Origin of the sequence: Metasolibacillus sp. FSL K6-0083 (assembly GCF_038630865.1) — a bacterium.
Lineage (GTDB): Bacteria > Bacillota > Bacilli > Bacillales_A > Planococcaceae > Metasolibacillus > Metasolibacillus fluoroglycofenilyticus.
In genome coordinates this window covers 2,479,257-2,490,945 of the sequence record NZ_CP152046.1, presented here as the reverse complement: position 1 = coordinate 2,490,945, position 11,689 = coordinate 2,479,257, and the positions used below count along the sequence as shown (strand labels likewise).

11 protein-coding genes are annotated in these 11,689 nt (G+C 35.8%); 8 read left to right on the top strand and 3 right to left on the bottom strand.

Translation table 11 applies throughout. The annotated features are described in order from the left end of the window. Nucleotides 1–17 precede the first annotated feature (17 nt). The 6 genes from MHB51_RS11615 (at nucleotide 18) to hisD (ending at nucleotide 7,193) form a co-directional block, all read left to right on the top strand. Nucleotides 18–1,355, top strand: coding sequence for a sugar ABC transporter substrate-binding protein (locus tag MHB51_RS11615; RefSeq protein WP_235616102.1), 1,338 nt, complete (start codon nucleotides 18–20; stop codon nucleotides 1,353–1,355). Nucleotides 1,356–1,479: 124 nt separating this feature from the next. Next, a complete protein-coding gene (locus MHB51_RS11610) occupies nucleotides 1,480–2,358 on the top strand; it encodes a sugar ABC transporter permease (protein ID WP_066165935.1) in 879 nt (292 codons plus the stop codon). Between the two features lie 110 nt (nucleotides 2,359–2,468). Then, on the top strand, nucleotides 2,469–3,197 hold the full coding sequence (locus MHB51_RS11605) for a carbohydrate ABC transporter permease (protein ID WP_342558202.1): 729 nt from the start codon (nucleotides 2,469–2,471) through the stop codon (nucleotides 3,195–3,197). Between the two features lie 21 nt (nucleotides 3,198–3,218). Then, complete coding sequence (locus tag MHB51_RS11600) at nucleotides 3,219–4,454, top strand: ester cyclase (protein ID WP_342558201.1); 1,236 nt, start codon at nucleotides 3,219–3,221, stop codon at nucleotides 4,452–4,454. Nucleotides 4,455–4,489: 35 nt separating this feature from the next. Next, nucleotides 4,490–5,917 (top strand): aldehyde dehydrogenase family protein, encoded by a 1,428-nt coding sequence (locus MHB51_RS11595; RefSeq protein WP_066165941.1) that lies wholly within the window; start codon nucleotides 4,490–4,492, stop codon nucleotides 5,915–5,917. Between the two features lie 22 nt (nucleotides 5,918–5,939). Beyond that, nucleotides 5,940–7,193 (top strand): histidinol dehydrogenase, encoded by a 1,254-nt coding sequence (hisD, locus tag MHB51_RS11590; RefSeq protein ID WP_342558200.1) that lies wholly within the window; start codon nucleotides 5,940–5,942, stop codon nucleotides 7,191–7,193. A 133-nt stretch (nucleotides 7,194–7,326) separates the two neighbouring features. On the opposite strand, the gene MHB51_RS11585 is transcribed toward hisD, so the two are convergent. The 3 genes from MHB51_RS11585 to MHB51_RS11575 form a co-directional block, all read right to left on the bottom strand. Beyond that, nucleotides 7,327–8,001 carry an ABC transporter ATP-binding protein gene (locus MHB51_RS11585; protein ID WP_066165947.1) on the bottom strand — a complete coding sequence of 225 codons (675 nt, stop codon included), beginning with the start codon at nucleotides 7,999–8,001 and terminating at the stop codon, nucleotides 7,327–7,329. A gap of 1 nt (nucleotide 8,002) precedes the next feature. After that, the gene (locus tag MHB51_RS11580; protein ID WP_066165950.1) at nucleotides 8,003–9,034 is read right to left on the bottom strand and encodes an ABC transporter permease; all 1,032 of its coding nucleotides are present in this window, start codon (nucleotides 9,032–9,034) and stop codon (nucleotides 8,003–8,005) included. A 206-nt stretch (nucleotides 9,035–9,240) separates the two neighbouring features. After that, nucleotides 9,241–10,092 carry a hypothetical protein gene (locus MHB51_RS11575; protein WP_342558199.1) on the bottom strand — a complete coding sequence of 284 codons (852 nt, stop codon included), beginning with the start codon at nucleotides 10,090–10,092 and terminating at the stop codon, nucleotides 9,241–9,243. Nucleotides 10,093–10,387: 295 nt separating this feature from the next. On the opposite strand from MHB51_RS11575, the gene MHB51_RS11570 reads away from it, so the two are divergent. Further along, nucleotides 10,388–10,822: a DUF4279 domain-containing protein gene (locus MHB51_RS11570; RefSeq protein WP_066165960.1), complete on the top strand. Its 435-nt coding sequence runs from the start codon at nucleotides 10,388–10,390 to the stop codon at nucleotides 10,820–10,822. Between the two features lie 162 nt (nucleotides 10,823–10,984). Continuing rightward, nucleotides 10,985–11,689 (top strand): CoA transferase subunit A, encoded by a 705-nt coding sequence (locus tag MHB51_RS11565; protein ID WP_342558198.1) that lies wholly within the window; start codon nucleotides 10,985–10,987, stop codon nucleotides 11,687–11,689.

The window sequence follows — 11,689 nt, the reverse complement described above, 5'->3', positions numbered from 1 at the left end:
AATTAGGGGGCAATTAGATGAAGAAATTTATGAAAAAAAGTAAGTTCTTATTGGTTTTTGTTAGTGTCTTAGTCTTAGTTCTTAGCGGCTGTTCAGGTGGAAGCTCGGGTGAGGTTGATACATCAAAGCCTGTCAAAGTGCTATTATCTGCTGGTGATATTGGTCAGTTTAATGCTTGGAAAGCGCGTAGTGAGGAATTCACAAAAGAGACAGGTATTAAAGTTGAATTTTTAGAAACACCGTATGACAACTTACTAGAAAATATTACGACTGATGGTATTTCTAACGGTGGTGCATATGATTTAGTTGTATTTTTAGATTCAATGGGACCAGCCCTTACACAATTTTTAGAGCCTTTAGACAGCTATATTCAAAAGGATAATTTTGATGTAGGAAGATGGCCGAAATCGTTAGTTGATTTATCTACGTTTGATGGTAGCATCTATAGCTTCCCAGTGCGTGGACATGTACAGATGATGTTTTACCGTGATGATATTTTTAAGAAATACAATTTAGAAGTGCCAACGACTTGGGATGAATTTGATGTAGTAGCACAAACGATTAAAGAAAATGAAGGCATGGATGCCATTGTTCCATACTATAAAACGGGTAACAATGGACAAAACCTGTTCATGTGGACATCTTATTTATGGGGCAATAAAGGCGACATCTTTGATGAGAACTACAAGCCAATCTTCAATAACCAAGAAGGAATTGAAGCAACTCAAAGATACGTAGATTTATTAGTAAAAGATAAAGTAGCTGCTGCTAGCTCTGTTTCTTATGGAGAGCAGGATTCTCGTACACATTTTAAACAAGGCGACGGTGCTATTTGGATTGGCTGGTGGTGGGTGTACTCAGAATTTAACAGTGCTGAAGCATCCGCTCCTGAAGTTGTAGGAAATGTAAAGTATGCACCAGTACCAACATGGGATGGTCAAGGTACATCAACAAATATTAGCTCATTCCCATTAGCCATCACAAAAGGCTCTAAAAATAAGGATGCTGCTTGGGAAGTTTTAAAATGGATTTCGTCTACTGAAGAAGAACTAGATATTGTAACGCAAACTTGGGAAAACACAATTGACCCATCGCAGGCATCAACAGTTGTAACACAGCTTGATAATTTAAAGGATGCAAAATTAAATGAGCTTTCAAACAACTTCTATCAAGTTGGAGCTGAAGGATTCGAAAACTCGAAAGCATTACCAAACATTCCAGAATGGTCACAGATTGCAGATACATTGAGCTCTGCTATTTCCAATATGGCTACAGGTGCATCTGTAGAAAGTGAATTAAATAAAGCTGCATCTCAAGTTGAAGCCATTTTACAAAGCGCTGGTTATTACGAATAGTAAAATTGTACAAGTGTGTTAAGTAGCTTAAAAATATATTAGCACACTTGTCTATTTTCATCTCATTCAAACGATTTCTTATGAATCTGTAGATGTTCATATGAAATAAGAAAAGAGGTACAAGATGAATAAAAATCTTTTTAAATATTTACTGTTGGCTCCAGCACTATTACTTATCTTATTAATTACAATTTATCCGTTATTTAATTCATTTTGGATTAGTCTTCATGAATGGGATTTGAAAAAATCCGTTGAAATGGGTAACTTTGTTGGATTGGATAACTATATGAGGGCGTTTACAGATAAATATTTTTGGAATAGTGTCATCATCACACTAATTTTTGTAATTAGTACCGTTGTAATTACATTGACGTTAAGCTTTATTGTTGCTCTGTTACTAAGCACTGATGGTAAGTTTATGCAGTTTGTACGTGCGATTATTATTATTCCATTTGCAATCAGCCCGGCATTAGTAGGTTATTCATGGAGATTTATGTTAAACCCGGAATATGGCCTATTCCATAAAATTATGGGGACATTTTTCCCCTTCTTAGGTGATGTTGTTTGGCTAGGCAGTAGTGTCACTTCTTTGTTGGCTTTAATATCGGTGACAGTATGGATTTGGCTACCATTTATGAGCTTAATGTTTATTAGTGGATTAATCGGTATTTCAACAGAGGTATATGAGGCAGCAAAAGTAGATGGAGCAACGTGGGTACAAACGATTTTCAAAATTACACTACCATTAATGAAGCCTATTATTTTAATTGCTTCTATTTTAATGACAATGTTCACACTAAAAGTATTTGATCCTGTTGTCACTTTAACGCAAGGAGGACCAGGTAACTCAACAGAGGTATTGAATTTCTTCATTTATAAAAATGCTTTCAGATACTTTGATATGGGGTATTCGTCAGCGCTAGGCTATATATTAGCAATGATTACAATTATTTTTGTAGTCATTTATATGAGAAAGCTAAGCAAAGGAGATGATTGGAGTTGACAGTTGTAAAATCGACAAATCAAAAAAAGTTCAACATGAAGAATTTCCTTAGATATATTGGTGTATGCCTTGTGCTTATTTTCTTGTTCTTACCTATATTATGGATTGTGATGACAGCTTTTAAGACAGAAAATGATTCATATAATTTTACGATATTTTTTCAGCCAGTTTTAGATAATTTTAAGTTTTTATTTAGCCAACAATTTAATTTAGGAAAGTACTATTTCAACAGTATATGGATTGTCTTTGCTACATTGATTATTACGATTCCAGTAAGTGTTTTAGCGGCATATAGTTTGTCTCGCTTTGAAATTAAAGGAAAACAATTAATTATGTTTGCTATTTTAGCTACACAATTTATTCCGCTAGTGGTGAATTTAATTCCATTATTCTTGATTTTCAGAAACCTAAATTTAATTGATACGACAGTCGCGCTTATCATTGTTAATCTGGGACATACAATCCCGTATGCTATTTGGTTAATCAAAGGCTTTATTGATCGCGTTCCCATTGATACGGAGGAGGCAGCATCGATTGATGGCGCGAATAGATTTCAGATTATTACTAAAATTCTGATACCTACCGCGCTACCTGGAATTATTACCGCCACAGTTTTCTGCTTTGTTATTACATGGAATGAGTTTATGTTTGCATTGATTTTAACACAAAGAGAGGCTGTTACTTTACCAATCGCATTATCATTCTTCAATGGAGAAAAAGGTGTTGTTTGGAATCAAATGGCGGCTGCAGGAATTGTCTTTATGCTACCAACAGTTATTTTCATGTTATTAGTGAGAAAACAGTTTGTACAAGGTATGACTTCAGGAAGTGTTAAATAAATAAAAAGGTGTGGTATGCAAATGGAAAAAGAAAATAAACAGCTAGAAAAACAAATGGAAAAAGAAGAGGTGTCGAATGTGAAAGAAACTATGCCTGCAACGAAGAAAAAATATGACCATATCATTCATTATGCGAATACGGCAGATGTTAATATGATTGACCATCGAGATGATGAAGACTATATATCACTAGAAAGCCATCAAATCAAGAAACAGAGTATGAAAGGTTTTAATAGTGAGTACAACAATATCGTTGATTATATTGTTAAAATTACAAGACAAATCTGGAAAGAGAAGGATATTGGTCTTATTTATGACACATACAGTACTAGTATATCTGTCCATAAAGGTTTAGTTAATTCACATGGAATTAATGAAGTTATTTCAGGTACATTGCAAACGCTGCAAGCATTCCCAGACCGTAAAGGATTAGGCTGGAGCGTATTGTGGTCTGGCAATGATGAAGATGGCTTTTTCACATCGCATCGAGGAAAATCCTATGCAACGAATGCTGGAGATAGTGCCTATGGCAAGGCTACAGGAAAAAAGGTGATATTTAGAACGAGCGCGGATTGCTTAATTAAGGATAATAAAATTTATGAAGAATGGCTCGTAATGGATACATATCATTTAGTGCAACAATTAGGTATTGATCCTGTAGAAGTAGCCAAGAAATTTGCAAAAAGCTCAGTTAATCTAGCACCTCCAATTCAATTTGGTTTACCGGAAACAGCAGAAATGGGATTGCCACCAAAATTATTAGATATAGATTTGAAAAATTGGGAAGTAGGCAATTTCATGCTTTACATGTTTAATCGAATTTGGGAGCGACGCTCAATTAATTTTGTACGTGAATGTTATGAGGAAAATGCAGTTGTGCACTATGTATGTAATAAAGATGTAGTAGGATTCAATGAAATCCAAGGTATGTATATTAGCCTATTTGCATCTGTACCAAATGCCAAACTAATTTTAGAACGCATCACATGTAATAAACGCGATAACGACTTTAATTGGGATGTGGCAGTACGCTGGCGCTTACAAGGTGTACATGAAGGATTAGGTTATTTTGGTGCACCATCTGGAAAGTTTATCGAAATTTGTGGCATCAACCATTATAAAATCCGCAATAAAAAAATTGTAGAAGAGCATTTTTTATTTGATGGAATCGAAGTTTTACGACAAATTCATACTGAAGTAGTGAATGAAGATAGCGGCATTATTATTGAAGATGGCAATTTTTCTGGGGTATCTTAAGCAATTTTAAACTTTCATATTCAAAGGAGAACAGCATGAAAAAGACACAGTTGTGGATTAATGGTCAATGGGAGCCGACAGACCAAACATATGAACTTTATGCACCATTTTCTGGTGAATTACTTGCACATGTAGCTAAAGCAACTGTTTCAGATGTTAATCGTGCAATAGAAGGAGCACAAGAAGCATATCAAGCATTTAAGCAAACAAGTGCATATGAACGTTCAGAAATATTGTATAAAGTAGTGGAACTACTGAAGATGCGTAAACAAGAAATGGTTGATATTTTAGTGAAGGAAGCTGGTAAACCTGCGAAAGCGGCAATAACGGAAGTAGAGCGTACCATTTCAACTTATTTATTTGCCGCTGAAGGTGCTAAACAGCCTAGCGGTGAAACTGTCCCTTTGGATGCTGCACCAACGGGAGTTGGCTATATGGGCTATACAAAAAGAGTTCCTTTAGGCGTTGTTTCAGCCATTACGCCATTTAATTTTCCGTTTAATTTAGTAGCACATAAATTAGGACCTGCCTTTGCTGCGGGGAATACAGTTGTGTTAAAACCAGCAAATCAAACACCTATGAGCGCACTATTTATGGCGGAAATATTTAAAGAAGCTGGATTACCAGATGGGGCATTACAAATTGTTACTGGTTCAGGTGGAGAGTTGAGCGAAGCTTTGACTACTCATAGATACATTAAAAAGGTCACATTTACTGGTAGTGAAAAAGTCGGGTTGGAGATTAAAGAAAAAGTAGGCTTACGGAAGCTGACGTTAGAGTTAGGTTCAAATTCTGCATTAATTATAGAGCCCAGTACCCCAATTCAACAGATTATTCAGCGAGCAGTAAATGGCGCATTTAATTTCGCAGGACAAGTATGCATTTCGTTACAAAGGATATATGTACATCAATCTATTTATTCACAATTTGTAGAAGCTTTCGTAGAAGAAACAAAAAAATTAGTTATTGGCAATCCGGCAGATGGGACTACTGATATATCAGCTATGATTAACCCAAAAGAAGTACAACGTTTGCAAAGTTGGTTAGAGGAAGCGAAGGAATCAGGGGCACAAATTATTGCTGGAGGGACTTTTACAGAGCGTATTATGACACCTACAGTCGTCGTTAATACTTCTCCAAACATGAAAATCGTATGCCAAGAAACATTTGCACCTGTCGTTTCAATTGTACCGTATAAGGATTTGGATGAGGCAATTCATCTAGTTAATGCTTCTAATTATGGATTGAATGTTGGCATCTATACGCAAAATTTAACAGATGCCCTGTATGCAGCTGATGACATTGATACGGGGTCATTGATTATTAATGATATTCCCTCTTTCCGTGTAGATAATATGCCGTATGGTGGCGTAAAGCAAAGTGGTTATGGGCGTGAAGGAATTAAATTTGCTATTGAAGAAATGACAAATTTGAAATTTATAGCAGTGAAAAAGAGTTTGTGAGACGAGTAGGAGGGAATTTAAAATGATTTATGTGAAACAAGCCAAAAGCACAACTGCAACATCAATGAACGAAGTGTCTACAATTGTTAAGGATATTATTGAAGATATAAAGCAAAATGGGGATGTCGCAGTATTAAAATATGAGGAGAGATTTGGTTCTTCTAACAGACCATTTCGTGTAACGCAAGAGGAGATTGATAATAGCATTGCTCAACTCTCTAGTGACACAAAAGAATTAATTGATCGAGTAGTAGAACGGGTAAATGCCTTTGCTGAGGCGCAGCTAAAGTGCTTACAACCATTAGATGCAGATTTCGGTGATGGCATTAGAATGGGGCATAAAATCGTACCAATTGAAACAATTGGTGCATATATTCCCGGGGGACGTTTCCCATTACTTTCATCTGGCCCAATGGTGGTTGCGCCAGCAAAGGTAGCAGGTGTTAAGCGCATTGTTGCATGTAGCCCTGCAAACTATCAAGGAGGAATTCATCCTGCTGTTTTATACGGACTTGTCAAATCAGGTGCTACAGATATTTTTGCCATTGGCGGTGCACAAGCCATTGCTGCGATGGCTTATGGTACAGAAACAGTACCAGAAGTAAGCATGATTGCGGGTCCGGGAAATAAATTTGTAGCAGAAGCAAAAAAACAGGTTTTTGGGAAAGTAGGAATTGACTTACTTGCAGGTCCAAGTGAAGTTATGGTATTTGCTGATGAACATGGCAATGCATTAAAGATTACGGCTGATTTATTAGCACAAGCCGAACATGACCCGAGTGCACGTGCGATATTTGTGACAAATTCGATGGATGTAGCAAATCGAGTAGTAGAACAAGTACATGAAACATTGAAGGAATTTTCAAATGATTCACCAGCACATGCTTCTTGGGAAGATTACGGTGAAGTCATTGTTACGGATTCAATCGAGGAAGGAATCGCGGTATGTAATGATTACGCAAGTGAGCATTTACATGTACATGTAGAAGAAGCTGATAAATATACGGCAAGTTTAACAAATTACGGTTCTTTATTTATTGGAGAGGATAGCTCAGTTGTATTCTCTGATAAAGTATCGGGAACAAATCATACACTGCCTACATTAAAAGCTGCTAAGTATACAGGCGGATTATGGGTAGGAAGCTATATTAAAGTATTAACGCATCAAAAAATAACCGGTGAAGGTGTCCAATACTTAGCGAATCACGCTGCACAGCAGTCTGAAATCGAAGGGTTAGAGGGGCACAAACTATCTGCAGCAGTTCGAATTAAATAAATAAAAAGTGCCGGATCCCCCCTTCCGGCACTTTTTTAGCTACATCACATTAGATTGTTGATAGCCTATTAGAAGAAATGCTTGAGTAATTTGAGGATATTCGGGGTGAAAAAGCGCCTTTTCTGACGCTCTTTCACTGTACAATCCCATCAACCATCTTCACAATACGATTAACGTATGGCAGCATTTCTTCATCGTGTGTGACGATTAATGTAGCGATATTTAGCTCTTTTGTGATGCTTTGCAGTAGCTCCATTATTTCTTTCGAGCGTGTAGAATCTAAGCTAGCAGTAGGCTCATCTGCAAATAAAACCTTTGGCTGATGAATGATGGCACGGGCAATTGCGACACGTTGCTTTTCACCACCCGACAGTGAGGCAGGGTACATGTTTTTTCGGTGTTCCATGCCAATCAATGATAAAATGTGGTCGATATGCTGCTGTTGCTTAGTCTTAGCCCATTTTACTTCTGCTACATCAAGCATAAGGAAGAGCTGTTCCTCTACAGTTAAAAATGGTACAAGATGGGCAAATTGAAAGACGAAGCCGAACTCACTAGCACGCACCTGACGAATTTGTTCTTCATTCATTGTGGCTAAATCGTGCTCATTAAAAATGATACTTCCCTCAGAGGCAGATTGAAGTCCAGCGGCAATTGTGAGCAGTGTGCTTTTGCCTGAGCCAGATGAGCCTACTAAAGCAGTCATTTCACCTGGATATAATGTCAAACTAACTCCTTTTAATATTTCTTCTTTTACTTCTCCCATTTGAAACGTTTTGTGTACATCAGTCACTGTAAATAAAGCCATTTTATCCATCTCCCCGCTGTATCGCCTGTAAAGGTTCAATTTGTTTAATTTGCAAACCAGAAAGCGTTGCCCCTATGAAGCCGATTACTAAAAAAATGCCAGCCAATTGTAGCGTAGTAGTAATTGATAAATGGAAGGGCATTTCGCTCGGCGCAAGCAAGACAAAAGCCTGGCTTAAGGCAATTGCAAATGCAAGGGCAATGATAGTAATTACAAGCATTTGTGTCCAAATTAATTGGAATAGCTTAACCGTTTTTAAACCGATTGCTTTTAAAATCCCGTATAAGCCAATTTTTTGTACATTCATCATATAGAAGAAAATAGCGAATAGCATTCCGCTGATGATAATCAAAAAGCTTACAATCATATTTAAAGACATTTGCTCTGCTTTATAGCTTGGGATACTTTGAAGTAATGCTTTTGCAGTAAATGCTTGCAATCCATCAATCACAAGTACCTCACTATTTGGGATAAAAATTAATTGCATCGTATTTGTGCGATACATTTCTTGATAATCCTGTTGATTAATAAAGGCAACAGGTGCATGACTGTATTTTTGCTCCTCAACAAAGCCTTTCACAGTCAACTCACCATTCAATTGATTACTTACTAAGCGATCCCCTATATTTACACCTTTTGCTTGCAGTGATTGATCAAGCACAACCTCTCCCTGCGCTATTTCTGGAAATAAATTTGAAGACGTCGCTGTAGTGAAGGCTACACCATGCTGCTGCTCCTCTATATCATTTAAAAAGCCCATTGAAATTGATAAGGCAACCGCATTGTCATGCTGTTGAAGCAAATCATCCTGTATATTTTGCGGGATTTGAGACATATTGAATGACCCCTCCGCCTTCTCCGTCATATAAAATTGCCCATTCGGCAAATTTCTAATCAGCGCCGCATTGTCCTGTGACAAACCATTCGCCAACCCCGAAATAATCAATGTCAAAAAGCTGATAAGAAAAACAATTGAACCAACAATAATAAACCTTACTTTATTACGTTTCATTTCCTTCCAAGCAAGATTCATACGAAGCACCTCCATGTTTCTTGATAACCTAACTATAAAAGGCAAAACTGAACTGAGCATGAACTAGTAAAGTGAAAATAAAAAAGACTATAGGTTCGCCTACAGTCTTTAAGGTGTGTGGATTATTACAATTTATTACCTAATAGAATGTTTTTTAAAAAAATTTTAGGATGCAATTTATATTTGCTTACATTAATCAAAATATTTTAATGTATATATTGCCCGAATTCTAAAGTAATTGTTTGAAGTAAAGAGTCATCATTATATATTTTAACTAATTCAATTGCTTTGGATAAATAAGGTGTTTCGTTAGAAGGAAGTAGTTTTTGTAAGCATATTTCTTTTCTCGATAGACAAACTGCTAGTGATTGATAGGGCATTATTTTTAGATTTTCATTTAATAATTTATTGAGAATCTGCAATGCTTCTTTATATTGTTTATTTTTGATTAGTAATAGGGATAGATTAATACACAAAGTAAGTTTTAAGTTTTTTACTTCTTCAAATTTCTTATATTTTTTTAAACGTTGCAACATATTGTTAGATATTTCGATAGCTATGTCTGTAGGAAAGAAATATAAAATAGAATTTAGTAATCTAAAGTCTGTTATATACCAATTATGTAAAGCCGACATACGTGTCCAAATAGGAGTTACTAATTTCCTTGCATTTTCCATGCCAAGATTCTCTCTTAGATGCAATAATGCTAAACAAACTAAACGCAAATCCTCTAATAATAAATCTTCATTATATTGTAAATACTCATCTATCGCCATTAACATTCTCTTTAATTCCTCTTTTGAATTATAGGGCATTGAGAAGAAGTCTTGTACTAATTGTGTTTTTTTAGCATTTTGGAAGCCTTCATGAATAAAAGAGAATTCATTATAAGTCATATTTAGTTTTTCTAGTAGTTGATGAAAAGCTACAAAATTAATATCACATTGATTATGTTCAAACTTTGAAAAGGAGCTTTGAGACAAAATATTTTTTGCTAAGTATTGTTGACTATATCCTTTGTTTTTTCGGATTACTTTTAATGTTGAACCATAATTCATCTATAATTCCTCCTCAAATATTCATATTTGAATATTTTGTCTGAATATTAAATATACCATATAAAATAAAGAAAAAAGAGGGGTGAAAGATATGGAATTTATTATGGCACTTATGGATATCTGGCTTATTGGTGGGGGAGGGTGATTAATTTTTTTGTTTAATAAAAGTAATATTCTATTTTTCTAACACAATGACTATTTTCATTGGATGGGAGCAAAATAGTCATTGTTATTTTTAAAATTAAAATACGTAATTTTTATAATACATAAAATACTAAAGAGGTGGTTTTACAAAATGAGAGTACAAGCTTATTTTCACTTGTTAAATAAGTATGAGAGCTTTCCAGTTGAGGAAGTGACAAAGGTTTTAAATCTACTTCCGACGTTTGTTAATGAACGACAAGAAATGCCTCTGTACACCTCGATATTCTGTAATTTCACCAATTGGCAATATGGAAAAGAATATAATGAATTTCATAATATAAATGATTTATTGATTTCGTTAGTTGAAGTACTTGAACCAAAAATGAATTTAATTAAACAGTTAATAAACAAGTATAAATTGACTGCGGAAATAGCAATCGTAATGGGTATAGATGAAGGACGTATGCTTAGTCTGATGATAGATTCAAGGGTTTGCAATTTTGCCGCTGAGATTAATGCTGGCATTAACATTTATTCTTATGAATTTGAAAGTTTAATAGATAGTAGTTTGTATTTGTTAAATTGAATTATTATGGGGAATTAAGCAATATACTATTCATAAAACCCAAGTAATGATGAGACTTTTCGTCATTATTTGGGTTTTCTTAATTAATTGTAGCCTCCCTTTACGGGCAATCACACATAAGGTAGAATTTTTAGTGAGTAATACAGAAAAGGGGTGTTTGTATTGGCTAGTAATAAAATATGGTCATCGTTTAGCGAGGCTGTGGCAGATATTGGGGATGGCAGCACGTTAATAGTTGGTGGCTTTGGTCTTTGTGGTATTCCTGAAAAATCAATTGAAGCGCTGAAGGATAAAGGGACAAAGGATTTAACAGTTGTTAGCAATAACTGTGGTGTAGATGATTGGGGGCTAGGGTTACTCCTTGCCAATAAGCAAATAAAAAAAATGGTCGCTTCTTATGTGGGAGAAAATAAAATTTTTGAGCAGCAATTTTTAAATGGTGAGCTAGAGGTTGAACTGACACCGCAGGGAACGCTAGCAGAACGCATTCGTGCAGGTGGTGCAGGTATTCCAGGTTTTTATACGGCAACAGGGGTAGGAACACCAATTGCAGAAGGGAAAGAAATTAAAGTCTTCAACGGCAAAGAATATTTGCTCGAGGAAGGTATTGTCGGCGATTTTGCGTTAGTGAAGGCTTGGAAGGCTGATACAATGGGGAATTTAGTGTTCCGTAAAACATCACGCAATTTTAATCCACTTGCGGCAACAGCGGGAAAGATTACGATTGCAGAAGTGGAAGAAATCGTTGAGGTTGGTGAGCTTGATCCAGATGAAATCCATACACCGGGTATTTATGTACAGCGTGTTTTGCTAGGAGAAAACTATGAGAAACGCATCGAACGACGTGTTGTGAAGGGGGATCTTTGA

What these genes read in the sequence shown, in the direction of transcription:
- MHB51_RS11595 (WP_066165941.1), top strand. Translation starts at nt 4,490, where the DNA reads ATGAAAAAGACACAGTTGTGGATTAATGGTCAATGGGAGCCGACAGAC.
- hisD (WP_342558200.1), top strand. Translation starts at nt 5,940, where the DNA reads ATGATTTATGTGAAACAAGCCAAAAGCACAACTGCAACATCAATGAAC.
- MHB51_RS11605 (WP_342558202.1), top strand. Translation starts at nt 2,469, where the DNA reads ATGACAGCTTTTAAGACAGAAAATGATTCATATAATTTTACGATATTT.
- MHB51_RS11580 (WP_066165950.1), bottom strand. Translation starts at nt 9,034, where the DNA reads ATGAATCTTGCTTGGAAGGAAATGAAACGTAATAAAGTAAGGTTTATT.
- MHB51_RS11615 (WP_235616102.1), top strand. Translation starts at nt 18, where the DNA reads ATGAAGAAATTTATGAAAAAAAGTAAGTTCTTATTGGTTTTTGTTAGT.
- MHB51_RS11575 (WP_342558199.1), bottom strand. Translation starts at nt 10,092, where the DNA reads ATGAATTATGGTTCAACATTAAAAGTAATCCGAAAAAACAAAGGATAT.
- MHB51_RS11600 (WP_342558201.1), top strand. Translation starts at nt 3,219, where the DNA reads ATGGAAAAAGAAAATAAACAGCTAGAAAAACAAATGGAAAAAGAAGAG.
- MHB51_RS11610 (WP_066165935.1), top strand. Translation starts at nt 1,480, where the DNA reads ATGAATAAAAATCTTTTTAAATATTTACTGTTGGCTCCAGCACTATTA.
- MHB51_RS11585 (WP_066165947.1), bottom strand. Translation starts at nt 8,001, where the DNA reads ATGGCTTTATTTACAGTGACTGATGTACACAAAACGTTTCAAATGGGA.
- MHB51_RS11570 (WP_066165960.1), top strand. Translation starts at nt 10,388, where the DNA reads ATGAGAGTACAAGCTTATTTTCACTTGTTAAATAAGTATGAGAGCTTT.